This is a genomic window from Cytophagales bacterium (assembly GCA_033344775.1).
Classification (GTDB): Bacteria; Bacteroidota; Bacteroidia; order Cytophagales; family Cyclobacteriaceae; genus JAWPMT01.
The window spans coordinates 2,254,848-2,269,984 of record JAWPMT010000005.1 but is presented as its reverse complement, the minus strand read 5'-3'; the positions used below and the strand labels follow the sequence as shown (position 1 = coordinate 2,269,984).

Genomic DNA, 15,137 nt, shown 5'->3' with positions numbered 1-15,137 from the left:
TCAAAAAAATAGACTCCTGAAATTTCGCAGATTTAACTCTCCGAATCAAAGAAAAGTTTATAATAGTTCTGTCCGCGCATATCATCAAAGCCACGTTCTATCAGCTCACGTTTTCCATGAACATAGACGTGAAAATTCTTATCAAGTTTGATCACCGACCGAATATGTCGCTTGGCAGCCTTATAGGCGGGCTTACTGATCTCAAACTCGGGCTGTAGATTTTCCAGCTGGTTTTCCTCTTTATAAGTTTCCTGAAAATCGAGAAATGCCTGTTTCGTGTCGGGTTCCTGGAGCACCTCTTCCTCAAACTCTTCCTGATTAAACTGCTCTCGATCTTTGAAGTAATCTACGGAGCGATTCAACAGGTCTACCTGATCGGCACGGTCTAATTCGTTCCTGTCTTTCAAGACAAAATCCTTGCACAAGTGCATGAAATTCTTGGTCTGATAGAATTCGTCTTCAATAGGAGCAAGATTAAGAAACTGATCAATCCAAAATCTGGCCGGCGTGATCTTATTGCTCTTGTCGAAGATCAGTACACTGTAGGTTTTTTGCTCAGGATCATTCAGGATCAATGCGCCCTTGTTGACATTGTGCAGGCTGATGCCTTCATCGGAGGAGACGCCAAGCGAGTTTTCTTCCTGATAGATTCGAATAAAGGGATCCCGATCTTCTGATTTGAAGATGCCCAATGCATTGACATCCCCTTCTTTCAGCGCGATAGAATCGAAAGAAGCTACATAGAATTCCCCTTCTTTGATGTTTTCATTTTCTGAAACGGCATATAGTAACTTTAGCAAGTTTTGCGCCTCTTCAAGTAGCGTACCTTCATCAGCTGCTTCGAATACCTTGCGACAAGAAGCAAAGGCACCATTGTATTCTACATCAAGTTCATGCGAGAAGGTGTAAAAGTTCTGCAATTTGAACGGCTTCAGAAAAAACATGCACAGCACTTCGGAAAGCTTCTCGTCGATCGTGGCCAGTTGGTCATTTTTGAAGAAACCATCTCCACTGATCGCACCAACGTACAATTGCGCCAATCGCGCATGTTCCCAGTTTACACCATTGTCATTAGCCATTCAACAAGATTCGAAAAGTGGTACCACGATTTTGCTCGGTTCTTTTCACAAAAATTTTACCTTCATGGTAATTTTCTATGATCCGTTTTACCAGGGTCAGGCCTAGCCCCCAGCCCCTTTTTTTAGTCGTATATCCGGGCTGAAATATTTTTGCCACCCGGTTTTTTGCAATCCCTTTTCCAGTATCCTTCACATCAATGGCCACCATTCCATCATTGACCCGCATGATACTGACTGTTATGTCTCCACGGCCATCCATGGCATCCACGGCATTTTTGCATAAGTTTTCCATTACCCACTGGAACAGGTCTTTGTTGAGTTGGGCAGTCACCTGACGGTTGGGGAATACCGTGAGCGAAATGTTGATTTTGGTACTTAGGCGTTTCTTCAGGTAAGCCAGGGCACTATCAACAATATCATATACATTTTCTCCTTCAAGATTGGGGACACTACCGATACTACTGAACCGCGCGGTGATCATTTCAAGGCGTGCAATGTCCTTGTCCATCTCCTCCATGTTAGTATCATCCGGATAAGAACTCTTCAGGTATTCCATCCAGGCCAATAGCGAGGATAATGGTGTTCCCAACTGATGGGCCGTTTCCTTAGCTAAACCTACCCAGACCCGATTTTGCTCGGCACTTTGGGAATAGTTGAAGATTGCAAATGTGATGCCTACAAAAATGATGATGATCGATAGCTGAACAAACGGATAGTACTTTAATTGGGTAAGCTGTCGTGAGTTTTGATAATAGATGTACTGGATGCCATACAGATTGCCGCGACCATCTCGAAGGGTGACTTTGATCGGAAAGTGATCTTCACGCATTTCCCGCAACAGATTTCGCAAATAAGCATTCCGCTTGTTCGGATCCTCCATTCGATCCGCTTTGTCGATGTTGACATAGGTCATCGGATTCCGGTTCCCATCTGTCAGAATCACGGGAATGGTCTTATTGGAATTGATGACATCATCCAATAAAAAGAAGTAATCCTGCCCCTGATCACTTTGTGCCATGTACTCGATAGTTTTGGCATAAAGCGCGATCTGATTGATCTCTCTTTCTTTGATCCGGCTTACCAGCGAACTGGTATAAAGGATACTCGATAAACCGATGATCACCGATATGATCAATACCCCCCACCGGAAGTACGATTTATTGGAATAGATGTCGATTGGCTTTGCGTCTCCTTTCTTTTTCACGGTAGCAACGAAAATAATGTATCGGTCAGATTTGCGGAGCCTGAAAAATAAAAATCCCACCTACCCAACAACGGGAGAGAGGGATTGATTCTTGCCATGCTGCGTTATTTTATACGAAAGCTTTTTTACGATAAATGTAAGAGATCAGCCAAAAGACGAATGCCACCGCAGCTCCCATTTGGTCACCATCTCCTACCATTAGATGCGCAAAAAAGGCCAGGGTCACATTGAACAGGAAGCCAGCATAAGCCCATTCCCTCAGGGTATCATTCGGTGAAAACCATATAGCTGCAAGTCCAAGTAGCTTAGCAACTCCCAATGGGTAAATCAGATAGGTAGGATAACCCAAAGAAGAGAACGCTCCGACAATCGCAGCATTATTGAAGAAATAATTCCCAGCCGAGAACAGCATCAAGAGGGTAAATAATCCCGTGGATACGTAAAATATAATTTTGTGGGTTTTCATTAAGAGGTCAGGTATTTGTTGGTACCATTAAAGATACCGCAATTCCATTAACCTCTGAGTTTGGATCAAGAGATCCAACTAGATGGAAGATCCGAACCGTAAGGCTTTTTATGCACAGGAGGATTGGACAATTCTTCTTTCAGTTCTTCCACCATTTCTTCAGATTCCAATCGCTCTCTTCTGTTCAGTCGGTGCTGTGGGGTTGTTTTTTCGTCCCAGTAAATGAGCACTACCAGTATCATGTAGGAGATGATTGGCAAGAAACATCCGATCAGGAACCAGAGTTTAAATGACCGGCCGTACTGATAGGCCCCATATCCTGTCAACAGGGGGAATGTGAAATAAAAAGCCAACCCAACAAAAATCGCATCTATGATCATCCCAGGCTTTTGATTTGAAGGTTTTACGTGTCCTTATCTTCTAACACGTTTCGTAACGCAAAGTTAAATCCAGAATCATTGCCAAAAGCATCTTTTTCCTGGCCTAACCTTCTTCCTGGACCCGTTCTTCCCAGAAATGCTCAAGATCCTTCACAAAAACTCCGGAAAGCGTTGCCGCATAGACCTTGCCATTGAAGACATCCACGGAAGTGATCTCATGACCAAATAAGCCATCGTTGTTCAACTCAGAGATTTGAAGCTGATCTCCTTCAAGTTCAAAAAGGAAAATTTGACTGTTGAACACCCCTATGGTTTTTCCTACCAGCTGATCATAGCTGACCAGGCCCAGATCTGGATTGATCGTACCCGCTTCAGTCCAGGCCCGACCATCCACTGTCCTGTAAAGTTTTTCGCCCCGAATGCCAAACCACTGCCCATTGATCTGGAAAAGGTTGCTCACAGGGAATTCCGCAGCCACTGTAATCTGATTATTCTGATCCAGAAAAAACACATTGCGATCATCGGTGATCAAAAAATCATTGCCAAAAGCATAAATTGACCGTATTGGAAAACCTGAATCTGAAATAGTGATGATTTCTGTCTCCGCAATGGTCATGAATTCATTCAGGGCCACTTTCACCTTGAGTACCCTTATACCACCAATATTGTCAGTTAATCGATAGTGGTAAGGGATCAAACATACATTTTCCTCATTAACAGCAATCGCTTCACTCATCCAAAAGGAAGGTGTTTCAATGAACGCAAAATCGGGATCTAGTTCCGCGAGATTGATGTACTGACTGGCACCTTGCAAAACCGGATTTAATGTACTTGCGATGCGGACGATGTTTTGACTGGCAGTAATGAACAGTTCATCCGTGATCGGCATCCGACCATGTTGATTGTAATTGAGCCAGTGAAAAGCATGTTGTATGACTTCTGTTGTATCATCCGCCGCCAGCTCAATCGTTGAGAAATGGTCTCTACCCATGAAATGAATGCGCTCACCATCGGCATGGGTATTGAATTGCACTTTGGTTTCGAATAGAAACCGCTCGTCTTCCAGCCAGGATACAGCAGGTTCCACGGGTTCCTCAACATCTAAATCATCTTTACATCCCCAAATCATGAGGGACAAGAGGATAATGAACAATGACTGGCGAAGCATTGAATTGTTGTATCAGTTTCAAGGCAAAGGACGATACTAGTTTCGCGCTGGCATTGTAAAAAAGACGAAAACCAGACCATTCAGATGGAGAAACAGAATCAATCTGGATTAGAAAGGAAGGAGGAATACATAAGTGCCTCCGGCACAAACCTGTCAGGGATCTTACAGAGGCGAAATTCACCTTGCTTGATAGCAAGGCCCCGGGACAAGCCCTGGGACCGGTGACTGCTATTTTAGCAAAACGTGTTTTAACTCAATTGCGAGTCAAACCATCAAATATTATACATCAACTCGTAGTAGTCCTTAGCCATTCTGCGAGAGGCAAACTCAGGAACCACGCCATCAATGCCTTTGAAGACAATGTCTTGCCATTTGTCTTTATCAGTATAGTAAGTCGGGATTACTTTGTTTTCGAGAATGTCGTACAAGTTCTTCGCATCCTGCTCGTCCTGGACTTCTACTGGCTCATTGTGATCTACCACGGGTAGCACATAGCAGTTTTCATCATCTTTCGCGAATTCAGGAATCCATCCATCGAACGTAGATACATTGACTGAACCATTCATGGCGGCCGTCATGCCACTGGTACCGGAAGCTTCACGCGTTACCCGAGGGTTGTTCAACCACACATCAGAACCTGTCTTCAACTTTCTGGAAAGTTCCATTTCGTATCCAACAAGTATCGCTGCATTGTGCTGACCTTTTGTAAATCTTACCAGGCGATTGAACGTCTCGATAGCCGCATAATCAAACGGATATGGTTTACCCGCCCAAATGATTTGAATCGGTCTTTCGGAATCATCCAGTAAGTTTTGTAAGCGATCCAGGTCATAAAGCAACAAGTCTGCTCTTTTGTATCCAGCAAATCTTCTTGCCCAAACGATGGTCAATACATCTTCGTCAAAGATCTTACCCGTCTGATTGGCGACCTCTCTGAACAACTCGTGCTTCAATACACGCTTGCGCTTTTGATAATTCTTGGCATCGCCTTTGTCCCAGGTTTTCAGAATGGTTTCATCCTGCCAGAAATACTGGTTCTGTGCATTGGTGATTGGAATGATATCACTGATCCCTGAAAAGTCTTTCCACATGTCCTTGGACACTTCGCCATGAAGTTTAGATACCGCATTGGAAATCTTGGACAATCGCAGCGCAGCGACGGTATAGCTCAACAAGCCATTGTCCAGGGTCAATTCATTCAGCTCTGAAGGAGAAAGTTCTCTACCGAAAAAGCCCATTTGATTCAGGAAACTACCATCTCGCTCCTCATTTCCGGCTTTTTCAGGTGTGTGTGTCGTGAAGACAAAACTATCGGACTTCACACCTCGATCTTTCAGGTAATAAAAAGCAGGCAGTCCGTGGCCTTCGTTCAGGTGATAGATATCAGAGCCACCAAGTGCCTCCACCACTTTCGCTCCTCCAATACCCAATACAATGCTCTGCGAAATTCGGGTCAATTCATTGGCATCATACAGTCGGTCTGTGATGGTTCGTGACAAGTGGTCATTTCCTTCCACATCAGTACTAAGGAAATACATCGGGATGGTACCAAATACCTCAGGTTTCAACACATAAGCCTTCACCAAAACATGAGGATTTCCCATGATTGTGATGCTCACTGTAATGCCAGTATCTTCCAGGAAGTTGTAGTGCTTCTCGGTGAATTTCACTTCCAAAGACTGATCACTTCCTCTTGTTTGATCATAGTAACCATACTTCCAAAGCATTCCGATACCAATCATGTTTTGCTTTTGCTCAAAAGCACTTCGCATATGAGAACCGGCAAGGAAACCAAGGCCTCCTGAGTAAGTTTTCAAGACTTGATCTACCGCGAATTCCATACTGAAATAAGCGACTCGCTTTTTGTACTCAGTCTTGGGTTTATATGGGTGATGCCACTTGCTATATATCGACATTTGTTGCTACTTATTTTTTAGAAGTGCTCGAAAATAGTGCAACAGAATTGTAAATCGCCACCTCGGAAATTAAATTTTGAAAGGTGCTGAATAACAAACGTTTGCGGGAATTATCACTGCGATTTCATGGCCAAATCAATAGACAAATTTCTCTTTTACGAGAGGTAAATCGAACCTGAACTTCGTAACTTTAATGAGAAAAATCCATGCAATCATGACCGCTACTTTGACCTTGAGATCTGCCCAGCCCAATGACTGGGAAGCCATCAAACGCATCTACATCGAAGGCATCAATACAAAGCTGGCCACCTTCGAATCTTCATGCAGTGTACCTGATACGGGCACGTACTGGTTCAATGGGAAAATTGAACAATCCATATTTGTGGCTACGGATAATGAAGAGGTCATCGGGTGGTCGGCGTTGAGTCCGGTTTCTGATCGCTGTGCTTATGGTGGTGTGGGTGAAGTTTCCGTTTATGTGAGTGCCAGTTCCGCTGGAAAAGGAATCGGTAAGATGTTATTGGATCAACTGATTGAATTTGGAGAACAAAACAATATCTGGACTTTACAGGCGGGCATTTTCGTGGATAATGTAGCCAGTATCCGGCTCCATGAAAAAGGAGGTTTTAGAATGGTTGGTACCCGCGAGAAGCTCGGGAAACTCGATGGTGAGTGGAAAGATGTCGTGTTGATGGAAAGAAGGTCAGAGACGATTTTGTGATTGACCTTCGATTAAACTTTATTAATTAGGAATTTCATAATCAAAAGCCATCAACTTTAGCCTTAAGATGAAAACCGTTATTCCGATGGCACCGCGGCGGCGGACCGTCGGCCACCGGCGATGCCGGAATCTCAACGTTATTTAGCACGATCAAGTTTGAGATTCCTGAACAGAGTCCCATCCGGGAACGGCAGGAATGACGCTAAAGTTGATAACTAAGCCAAAGTTTGTGTCTTTACAAACTTCAAAATAGCACGTTTGAGGAGACTCAAACATGGGATACAAAAAATGTAAGCGGACACTCAATTATACTCTTTGTACATCTCCTTCAGCTTGTCTACCGATCCCTGGATCAGCTTTCTCAAGACATCCTGATCGATCTGCTCAAGCTTTTTGACATACAAACAGCCTTTGCCTATTTTGTATTTACCCAGACCTTTGAAAAGATCTTCTAATGATTCTGCACCAGGCATGAGGTACATGGTAAGGTTTTGCTTTCTGGGAGAAAAGCCGGTCAAGAACCAGGTGCCTGTCCTGCCAGATTCATATTTGTAATTGTAGCTACCAAAACCCACGATAGTACCACCCCACATTTTCGGAGGTTCACCGGTGATCTCTTCCATCATTTTCAGGATGGCATAGCAATCATCTCGCTTGGTTTCGTCTTCAACTGAGGAAAGAAACGCTTCGACATCTCCGGCATTAGGAGTGGTCTTCAGCTCAGCCATGTTTACTGAACTTCGTAGATCCAGCCGTGCTTGTCTTCTTTGACACTCGATTTGATGTCATTTAAATCTTTCAAGAACTGATTAGAGTATTTTCTGGTGGCCACATCGGGTAAATCGTAATCAGTACCTTCGAAACCAATGGTTTTGATTTGAGCTACGGTAGCTGCGGTTCCCGCGCCAAACGCTTCTTGCATACTGCCATTTTCAATGCTCTCTACAACTTCTTTGACCTTGATTGGACGCTCTTCCACATTCATGCCATGATCTCGTGCCAATTGAAGGATACTATCTCTGGTGATCCCCCTCAGGATCGTATCTCCGGTAGGAGCAGTCACCAGGGTATCATTGATCACGAACATCAGGTTCATCGTTCCGGACTCCTCAACGTATTCGTGCGTTTTGGCATCTGTCCAGATAAGCTGGTGATAGCCTTGTTCCTGCGCTAGTTTCGCAGGGTAGAGTGCCGCAGCGTAATTACCTCCGGTTTTGGCAAAGCCTGTTCCACCGGCAGCTGCTCTGGTAAATTCTGTTTCGATTTTCACCCGTACCGGCTCAGAGTAATAGGCTCCAACAGGTCCGGTGATGATCATAAAAGAGTACGTGTCAGAAGGTCGAATACCTACGTACGGATCCATCGCCAACTGGAAAGGGCGTACATATAATGAAGTTCCAGGGGCATTTGGTACCCATTGATCATCCAGTTTCAACAGTTCATTCAAGCCTTGCATAAAAAGCTCTTCAGGAACCTGAGGCATGCACATTCTCACAGCACTTTCCATCATTCGTCGCGCATTATCCCGAGGACGGAATAGCTGTACTTTCCCGGATGCTGTACGATGCGCTTTTAATCCTTCGAAAATGGTGGAAGCATAGTGTAGTGTCGTATTGGCAGGGCTGATCTGAAGATCACCATAGGGAACAATTCTCAGGTCCTGCCAGTCTCCATTGTAGAAGTCCGCCATGAACATGTGATCACTGTATACTTTCCCAAATGCAGGGTTGACCATGTCAACATCGTGAATACGAGTATTGCTGGTGCGATTTATTTGAATGTCCAGGGTGTCGATCATAGCTCCAAAATTTCTTTAAGTTCTTGGCACCCAGGGAATCTCGGGTGCGTCCAAATCTTTTCCCAGTTTGCGCGCCATGATGAAGAAATAATCCGAAAGTCGATTGATAAAAGGTAAAATCAGCTCATCCAGGGCTTCTTCCTGGCTGAGTTTTTCGATACTTCGTTCAGTCCTGCGACAAACTGTTCTGCAAATGTGGCACAAAGAGACGACTTGATGTCCACCGGGCAAAATGAAATTTTTAAGTGGCGGTAATTCTTCGGTGTATTTGTCAATCCATGCCTCCAATTGGGAAATCTCAGCCTGGGTAATACCCGGCAACTCGAAACCGGAAAAATCTGATTCGGTCGCGAGCAAGGAACCAATGGAAAACAGATGCTCCTGCACCCAATAGAACTGATTACCAATGCGAGCTTCTACCGCTTCATGATCACGTAGGTACCCTATGAAAGAATTGAGCTCATCTACATTGCCGTATGCGTCAATACGGAGGTCAGATTTTGCTACTTTTTTACCGCCGAGTAAAGAGGTTTTACCTCCGTCTCCGGTCTTGGTGTAGATTTTTGAACTCATGCAACCGGAATGGTTTGCCGCACATTTTCGTTGATTTGATCGGTTTCTACGAGTCCATCTCTCAGGCGTACAATTCGGTGCGAATATTCGGCAATGTCCTCCTCGTGTGTTACCATGATAATGGTATTTCCTTTTTCATGTAATTCACGGAAAAGGTCCATTATACTGTAGGAGGTCTTGGAATCGAGGTTACCCGTCGGCTCATCTGCCAGAATGATACTGGGGTCATTCACTAGGGCCCTGGCAATGGCCACCCTTTGTCTTTGTCCCCCGGAGAGTTCATTTGGTTTATGCTTGTATCGTTCACCCAATCCCACCCCTTCGAGGGCCATCATTGCCTTTTCTTCACGATCAGACTTGCTGAGTCCGGCATACACCAAAGGCAAGGCTACATTTTCTAAAGAGGTAGCTCTTGGCAGCAGATTAAATGTCTGGAATACGAAACCAATTTCTTTATTACGAATCTCAGCCAGTTCATTCTCTGTGAGATCACTGACGTCATTATTATTCAGAATGTAAGTCCCGGAAGTAGGGGTATCTAAACAACCAATGATGTTCATCAGCGTAGACTTTCCTGATCCCGATGGTCCCATAAAAGCAACGTATTCTCCTTTGTCAATACCGATCGAAATGGATTCCAGGGCATTTATGGTTTCGCTACCCATGACATACCTTCGAGAGATTTCGGTTGTTTCTATTATTTTGCTCATGCTCAGAACTTGTATCAGTTGGTGAAAGTCGGTTTAAAACTAGTGAACTTTAAAGAATCCAAACCGGTTTGTCGGTTACACGGATAATTGACGCTTTAGTTGGGTTTCTTTACAAAAGAAACGATCTGAAGCATCAGAAATTTTGTTAATGAAATTGATTTCTAACTTCCTTTTGCTGTTTATACTCTCAATACCTGCAGATCACAATCTGGAAGGCTGGGAACTATTGAGCGATGTGGAAGTTGTGCGCGTCTATGACGACTTTTTAGAGCAAGAGGTAGAAAAGCCTGAATTCAGCGAAGTTTTGAAAGGTCGGGACAAATCTGAAATCGAATTACAAGGTTTTGTCATCCCACTGAATGACGTTGGATCTTCCGATTATTTTGTGCTTTCGCGGTTTCCTTATCAATCCTGCTTTTTCTGTGGGAATGCGGGTCCTGAAACAGTGGTTGAAGTATATACCAACAAGTCCTTGTCCTTGAAGGATCAGCGGGTTAAGGTAAAGGGAACCCTGCACTTAAATGTAAATGATCCATTGCACTTATATTATATCATGAAGGATTGTACCGTTGAATTATTGGATGAATAATGAGAGAAAGAAAACTTCCAGCTACATTTTTTGAGGACGTCTACGAGGTGGTAAAACTTGTGCCTTCCGGGCGTGTAACGACCTACGGTGCAATTGCTGCTTATTTGGGATTAAAATCCAGCGCCAGAATGGTTGGGTGGGCCATGAACCAAACGCCTAAAGGACAAGGAATTCCCGCCCATCGGGTAGTCAATCGAATTGGGTTACTTACGGGCAAGCACTACTTCAGTGATCCAATGGAAATGGAAAATACCCTTCAGGCAGAAGGTATTGAGATCAAGGAAGACAAAATCCAGCGTTTTAAGGAAGTTTTCTGGGATCCAATGAAAGAATTGGAGTTGTAAATCACTATCGTTTTGCATGCTCAGAATTTGGAAACCCATAATTTTGCGCTCCAATGACATTTGAGGAATACCTAAGCGGCAAGAAGATCGATGCGACCCGATTCAAAAAGGCTGAAGCGGCTCAATTTGAGGAATGGCAGACCATTTTTGGTCAAATGCATCCGGAAAGCTTCACAGCTCAGAAATTGTTCCTGATCAACCCGTTGAGAAGAAGATTTCCTTTGAAAGAAGAAGCGGTTAAAGCTGAGAGAAAACCTCAAATGAAACCAAAGATTTTACCTAAACCCAAAAAATAACCCCAATGTACGATTCACTGAAACAAAAATTGGATCAGGAGATTGCTGACATCAAAGCTGCCGGATTATACAAAACCGAGCGCATCATCACGTCACCGCAAGATGCTGTGATCAAGTTGCAGGATGGTAGCGAAGTGATCAATTTCTGTGCAAATAACTACCTGGGACTGTCTTCCCACCCCAAGGTGGTTGAAGCGGCAAAGGCAGCAATCGATTCACATGGATTCGGAATGTCATCTGTACGTTTCATCTGTGGCACGCAAGACCTGCACAAAACATTGGAGCAGAAGATATCTGAATTTCTGGGTACGGAAGACACCATCCTTTATGCTGCGGCTTTTGATGCTAATGGAGGCGTTTTTGAACCATTGCTCGGACCGGAAGATGCAATCATTTCCGATTCACTCAATCACGCTTCGATCATTGATGGCGTTCGGCTTTGCAAAGCACAACGCCTGCGCTACACCCACAATGACATGGCTGATCTGGAGGCCAAGCTTCAGGAAGCGACTTCTGCCAAAGTAAAAGTGATTGTAACTGATGGAGTATTCTCCATGGATGGTACCATCGCGCAATTGGACAAGATCTGCGAATTAGCTGAAAAGTACGATGCCGTCGTGATGACAGATGAGTGTCACAGCACCGGATTCATAGGTAAAACCGGTCGAGGTGTGCACGAATACCGTGGTGTGATGGACAAAGTAGACATCATCACTGGAACGCTCGGCAAGGCACTGGGCGGGGCCAGTGGTGGATTTACTTCCGGTAAAAAAGAGATCATAGATATCCTGAGACAGAGATCAAGACCTTACTTGTTCTCCAACACGCTGGCTCCTTCTATCACGGGGGCTTCTATTGCCGTGCTGGACATGCTATCTGAAACGACCGAACTAAGAGATAAGCTGGAGTCGAATACCAAATATTTCCGGGAGCAAATGACGAATGCCGGGTTTGACATCAAACCTGGAGACAGTGCTATCGTTCCGATCATGCTCTACGATGCAGTATTGTCGCAAGACATGGCTGCCAAGTTATTGGAACGAGGTATCTACGTGATTGGCTTCTATTATCCGGTTGTTCCAAAAGGACAAGCCAGAATCAGGGTACAGCTCTCTGCCGTACATGAGCAGGAACATCTGGACAAAGCCATTGCAGCATTTACAGAAGTAGGTAAAGAGCTGGGGGTGTTGAAGTAAGCCTAATTTAAGATCGTCATGTTGGGCGCCCGGCTAGGGTTTTTGTTGGCGTAAATTCCGAAGGAAGTCAACAAAGACCGGACGCCCGGTCAGGGTATCTCTGTTACGATCTTTCCAGATTTCTTCATTGGATGGAATCTACTCACACAACTCCAATCCCACAGGATCATCAAACGTGGCAGGCGCCCACCACTCCTCACAGGTGATTAAGCATGGGGGTCCAATGATGGGAATATCAGCCGTTTCCGGGACATCTGACCGGTCAAAACACGTCTTAGCTACTGACGTTCCATAAGCATGGAAATATCCCAAAACGATATCACCTGAATCCTCGGTATTCGTGAGATTCCCTGGCAGTGGCTGGATTGGAGGATCAAACGGCCCTCCGACGTTATTCAATTGTTGTCTTACATTTTCCCAGTAATTGAAAGAGCCCACAGACATATTGTGCGCCGTAAGGGTGGTCACGTACCTCGCCTGGAATTGGAAGGGAACCCTGATCCCCACTACGTCATAGTTTTCGGATCGATTGAGGCCAATGTTGGTTGTTAGTTTAATTTCACTGGAAATCGGATCACGCAAAGACCAGCAGCTTAGTCCGGCAGCCGGACCTCTAGGCAAATCCAAATTTAAGCCGCATCGTGTCACCTCATAATCCACAAAGACCTCAGCCATTCCTTGGTTCTCAATTTTGATGAATTGATCCTTTTCACTGTTCACAAATTCAGCGTAGACATCATGGAAGTATTGCGTTGTTTCAATGCCTTCTATCTCCAAAACCATTACCACTAATTCCGCTCTGGTACTAGCAATTGGAACTGCTGCAGGAATGGTAACTTCCTCAGATTCATAGGTATCATTGTTCGCAGTAACAATGCGCAGGCGATAGGTTTCACCAACTTGTCCCTGAAAACCTTCAGGAGCTAAGAAATAGCTGCCCGGTGAGACTTCTTCATATAGAAAAACCTGATCATCATGTATAAGACTCACATTCGCATTGATGCCAAGCAGATTGCTTCCAATGCCCTCTAGTCCAGGGGTAGTGGTCGACAAACGAACCCAGCTTCCCTCATCTAAATTATTGATAAAGCCTTCTACAGCGAGATGTCTATCAGTGCGAGGTGTATCCAGTGTAATGAGTTCTGTGCATCCACCAGTGGTCAATAAAAAAATGGAAATGGCAAGCAGCTTAAAAATGGCCTTCATGAATTCGGCAAGGGTTCAGGTTAGTAATTCGCCAATCCGATCAGCAATAACCTTGCCTATGTCCACATTTCAGTAAAATTCTATTGAGTTGAGTTGAAGATCAATTCAGCAGTTGCCGCAAATTTCCCAGGACTCCAGCGTCTTCCAGAATGTACATCCCCAGTCTTTCCGTAGATACGCCTGACTGTATTTGATAGCTATATTGAGGTTTTCCATCAATCCATTTGAGGTCCATATAATTGAACGAGATAGCAAGTGTGTCTTTCAGGTCTTCTGCTACTTCGACGATATGAGTGGACACTAAAAAAGCGCTGTTCTTAAGTTGCGAAAATGCACCAATGATTTCGGTGGAAGCTTCTCTGGCGTCCGAGACATTCGTACCGCGAAACAGCTCATCAAAAACGACAAACAAAGGTTGGTGCTGCTGAAGCAATTCGGTGACTTCTCTTACCCGGTTTACCTCCGCATAGTAGTGGCTGTGTCCCAAGCCTAAATTATCCGGTAAATTGATCGTGGTGCTCATCCCTCGAAAAACCGTCATTTCTGCGGATCCGGCAGGGACCGGGAAGCCTAGATGCCCAAGGTAAACACCTATTCCCAGGGCTTTCAAAAAGGTAGATTTACCTGCCATGTTAGGCCCGGTCAAAAAGCACATGTTATGCGGTTCACCTAGCGTGAAGTCATACGGTTTGGCTTCTGTTAATAGCGGATGCTTCAGTTTGTTGAATGATATTTCAGGCGTGTTCCCCTCCAAATATTTTGGCAATGGAAAACTGTGAATTTTAGCCGCTTGTGCAATTCCAATATACGCATCCAGCCGGTTGACCTCTCGAGTTAGGCGCAGCAATTCCAGTTTATGGGTCTTGCGACAAAACTTATCCATTTTTCCAGTCAGCTGCGACTGTGACCTCTTTTTGGGCAATGCCTTCAGAATGACCGGATATAATTCTCGAATAGTATTAGTTTCTTCCTTTAGTAGAATTGGCAATTCCTCATCAGTGAAATCTAATTGCTCATGTACTTCTTCCAATACAAGCAACAATTGCCTGATGCCCGTATAAATCAAATAATACTCATTGGTCGGGTTGTGCCATTCAGTTACCGTTTTATAAATACGATCCAGCAAGTTCGATTTCAAGAGGGATACATTAAGCTCCAGGTACCTGTCGACTGCTTCCACCTGATGTGATCGTAACTCAAGTTTGATGTTTTTTTGCATCAAATATTCAAAGAGATTTGTTCTTTTCCTGAGCAGATGAATATCGGAAGTCGGGGCCATCATCAGTTCCATGAGCTGGGTACTTCCACCTGGGGTCAATGCTTGATTGAACAGGCTAAAAATGGAAGGAGAGCGGTCTCTTTGATCCTTAAAAAGCTCCAGATCACTCAAGGTCTGCCTGTCAAAATGAAAATCCTTCATCTGTTTTTCGTTGGTCTCCTTGGCAACGCAAGAACTCCAAACATCTTGTGTTAAGGTTGGTAAAGTTGTCA

17 protein-coding genes are annotated in these 15,137 nt (G+C 44.4%); 5 read left to right on the top strand and 12 right to left on the bottom strand.

What is annotated here, in order from left to right; genetic code table 11:
* Nucleotides 1-32 precede the first annotated feature (32 nt).
* The 6 genes from R8G66_27225 to glgP form a co-directional block, all read right to left on the bottom strand.
* Nucleotides 33-1,079 carry a nucleoid-associated protein gene (locus tag R8G66_27225; GenBank protein MDW3196094.1) on the bottom strand — a complete coding sequence of 349 codons (1,047 nt, stop codon included), beginning with the start codon at nt 1,077-1,079 and terminating at the stop codon, nt 33-35.
* Nucleotides 1,072-2,283 carry a HAMP domain-containing sensor histidine kinase gene (locus tag R8G66_27220; GenBank protein ID MDW3196093.1) on the bottom strand — a complete coding sequence of 404 codons (1,212 nt, stop codon included), beginning with the start codon at nt 2,281-2,283 and terminating at the stop codon, nt 1,072-1,074. The genes R8G66_27225 and R8G66_27220 overlap by 8 nt, the downstream gene beginning before the upstream one ends.
* Nucleotides 2,284-2,392: 109 nt before the next feature.
* Nucleotides 2,393-2,749 carry a DoxX family protein gene (locus R8G66_27215; protein ID MDW3196092.1) on the bottom strand — a complete coding sequence of 119 codons (357 nt, stop codon included), beginning with the start codon at nt 2,747-2,749 and terminating at the stop codon, nt 2,393-2,395.
* Nucleotides 2,750-2,814: 65 nt separating this feature from the next.
* Nucleotides 2,815-3,129: a hypothetical protein gene (locus R8G66_27210; GenBank protein ID MDW3196091.1), complete on the bottom strand. Its 315-nt coding sequence runs from the start codon at nt 3,127-3,129 to the stop codon at nt 2,815-2,817.
* A 103-nt stretch (nt 3,130-3,232) separates the two neighbouring features.
* A complete protein-coding gene (locus R8G66_27205) occupies nt 3,233-4,297 on the bottom strand; it encodes a hypothetical protein (GenBank protein MDW3196090.1) in 1,065 nt (354 codons plus the stop codon).
* Nucleotides 4,298-4,569: 272 nt separating this feature from the next.
* Complete coding sequence (gene glgP / locus R8G66_27200; GenBank protein ID MDW3196089.1) at nt 4,570-6,213, bottom strand: alpha-glucan family phosphorylase; 1,644 nt, start codon at nt 6,211-6,213, stop codon at nt 4,570-4,572.
* 193 nt (nt 6,214-6,406) lie between these two features.
* Here glgP and R8G66_27195 point away from each other — a divergent pair, with 193 nt between their 5' ends.
* Nucleotides 6,407-6,934: an N-acetyltransferase family protein gene (locus tag R8G66_27195; GenBank protein MDW3196088.1), complete on the top strand. Its 528-nt coding sequence runs from the start codon at nt 6,407-6,409 to the stop codon at nt 6,932-6,934.
* Between the two features lie 302 nt (nt 6,935-7,236).
* On the opposite strand, the gene R8G66_27190 is transcribed toward R8G66_27195, so the two are convergent.
* Genes R8G66_27190 through R8G66_27175 form a run of 4 tightly spaced genes read right to left on the bottom strand, consistent with a single transcriptional unit; the run spans nt 7,237 to nt 10,015 of the window.
* Entirely contained in the window at nt 7,237-7,662 is a 426-nt protein-coding gene (locus R8G66_27190) for a DUF1801 domain-containing protein (protein ID MDW3196087.1), read from the bottom strand.
* A gap of 2 nt (nt 7,663-7,664) precedes the next feature.
* Entirely contained in the window at nt 7,665-8,732 is a 1,068-nt protein-coding gene (locus R8G66_27185) for a branched-chain amino acid aminotransferase (protein ID MDW3196086.1), read from the bottom strand.
* Between the two features lie 15 nt (nt 8,733-8,747).
* Nucleotides 8,748-9,305 (bottom strand): cob(I)yrinic acid a,c-diamide adenosyltransferase, encoded by a 558-nt coding sequence (locus R8G66_27180; GenBank protein MDW3196085.1) that lies wholly within the window; start codon nt 9,303-9,305, stop codon nt 8,748-8,750.
* A complete protein-coding gene (locus R8G66_27175) occupies nt 9,302-10,015 on the bottom strand; it encodes an ABC transporter ATP-binding protein (protein ID MDW3196084.1) in 714 nt (237 codons plus the stop codon). Before R8G66_27175 ends, R8G66_27180 begins: the two co-directional genes overlap by 4 nt.
* Nucleotides 10,016-10,163: 148 nt before the next feature.
* Here R8G66_27175 and R8G66_27170 point away from each other — a divergent pair, with 148 nt between their 5' ends.
* Genes R8G66_27170 through kbl form a run of 4 tightly spaced genes read left to right on the top strand, consistent with a single transcriptional unit; the run spans nt 10,164 to nt 12,440 of the window.
* The gene (locus R8G66_27170; protein MDW3196083.1) at nt 10,164-10,604 is read left to right on the top strand and encodes a hypothetical protein; all 441 of its coding nucleotides are present in this window, start codon (nt 10,164-10,166) and stop codon (nt 10,602-10,604) included.
* Nucleotides 10,604-10,948, top strand: a complete 345-nt coding sequence (locus tag R8G66_27165) for an MGMT family protein (protein MDW3196082.1) — start codon at nt 10,604-10,606, stop codon at nt 10,946-10,948. The genes R8G66_27170 and R8G66_27165 overlap by 1 nt, the downstream gene beginning before the upstream one ends.
* 53 nt (nt 10,949-11,001) lie before the next feature.
* Nucleotides 11,002-11,244, top strand: a complete 243-nt coding sequence (locus R8G66_27160; protein ID MDW3196081.1) for a hypothetical protein — start codon at nt 11,002-11,004, stop codon at nt 11,242-11,244.
* A 5-nt stretch (nt 11,245-11,249) separates the two neighbouring features.
* The gene (kbl, locus tag R8G66_27155) at nt 11,250-12,440 is read left to right on the top strand and encodes a glycine C-acetyltransferase (protein MDW3196080.1); all 1,191 of its coding nucleotides are present in this window, start codon (nt 11,250-11,252) and stop codon (nt 12,438-12,440) included.
* A 138-nt stretch (nt 12,441-12,578) separates the two neighbouring features.
* On the opposite strand, the gene R8G66_27150 is transcribed toward kbl, so the two are convergent.
* Nucleotides 12,579-13,646, bottom strand: a complete 1,068-nt coding sequence (locus R8G66_27150) for a DUF4249 domain-containing protein (protein ID MDW3196079.1) — start codon at nt 13,644-13,646, stop codon at nt 12,579-12,581.
* A gap of 100 nt (nt 13,647-13,746) precedes the next feature.
* Nucleotides 13,747-15,066: a hypothetical protein gene (locus R8G66_27145; GenBank protein ID MDW3196078.1), complete on the bottom strand. Its 1,320-nt coding sequence runs from the start codon at nt 15,064-15,066 to the stop codon at nt 13,747-13,749.
* Nucleotides 15,067-15,137: the final 71 nt, after the last annotated feature.

Excerpts from the sequence above, each read along its gene's own strand:
- R8G66_27225 (MDW3196094.1), bottom strand. The coding sequence starts at position 1,079 with ATGGCTAATGACAATGGTGTAAACTGGGAACATGCGCGATTGGCGCAA.
- R8G66_27215 (MDW3196092.1), bottom strand. The coding sequence starts at position 2,749 with ATGAAAACCCACAAAATTATATTTTACGTATCCACGGGATTATTTACC.
- R8G66_27210 (MDW3196091.1), bottom strand. The coding sequence starts at position 3,129 with ATGATCATAGATGCGATTTTTGTTGGGTTGGCTTTTTATTTCACATTC.
- R8G66_27205 (MDW3196090.1), bottom strand. The coding sequence starts at position 4,297 with ATGCTTCGCCAGTCATTGTTCATTATCCTCTTGTCCCTCATGATTTGG.
- glgP (MDW3196089.1), bottom strand. The coding sequence starts at position 6,213 with ATGTCGATATATAGCAAGTGGCATCACCCATATAAACCCAAGACTGAG.
- R8G66_27195 (MDW3196088.1), top strand. The coding sequence starts at position 6,407 with ATGAGAAAAATCCATGCAATCATGACCGCTACTTTGACCTTGAGATCT.
- R8G66_27190 (MDW3196087.1), bottom strand. The coding sequence starts at position 7,662 with ATGGCTGAGCTGAAGACCACTCCTAATGCCGGAGATGTCGAAGCGTTT.
- R8G66_27185 (MDW3196086.1), bottom strand. The coding sequence starts at position 8,732 with ATGATCGACACCCTGGACATTCAAATAAATCGCACCAGCAATACTCGT.
- R8G66_27180 (MDW3196085.1), bottom strand. The coding sequence starts at position 9,305 with ATGAGTTCAAAAATCTACACCAAGACCGGAGACGGAGGTAAAACCTCT.
- R8G66_27175 (MDW3196084.1), bottom strand. The coding sequence starts at position 10,015 with ATGAGCAAAATAATAGAAACAACCGAAATCTCTCGAAGGTATGTCATG.
- R8G66_27170 (MDW3196083.1), top strand. The coding sequence starts at position 10,164 with ATGAAATTGATTTCTAACTTCCTTTTGCTGTTTATACTCTCAATACCT.
- R8G66_27165 (MDW3196082.1), top strand. The coding sequence starts at position 10,604 with ATGAGAGAAAGAAAACTTCCAGCTACATTTTTTGAGGACGTCTACGAG.
- R8G66_27160 (MDW3196081.1), top strand. The coding sequence starts at position 11,002 with ATGACATTTGAGGAATACCTAAGCGGCAAGAAGATCGATGCGACCCGA.
- kbl (MDW3196080.1), top strand. The coding sequence starts at position 11,250 with ATGTACGATTCACTGAAACAAAAATTGGATCAGGAGATTGCTGACATC.
- R8G66_27150 (MDW3196079.1), bottom strand. The coding sequence starts at position 13,646 with ATGAAGGCCATTTTTAAGCTGCTTGCCATTTCCATTTTTTTATTGACC.
- R8G66_27145 (MDW3196078.1), bottom strand. The coding sequence starts at position 15,066 with ATGAAGGATTTTCATTTTGACAGGCAGACCTTGAGTGATCTGGAGCTT.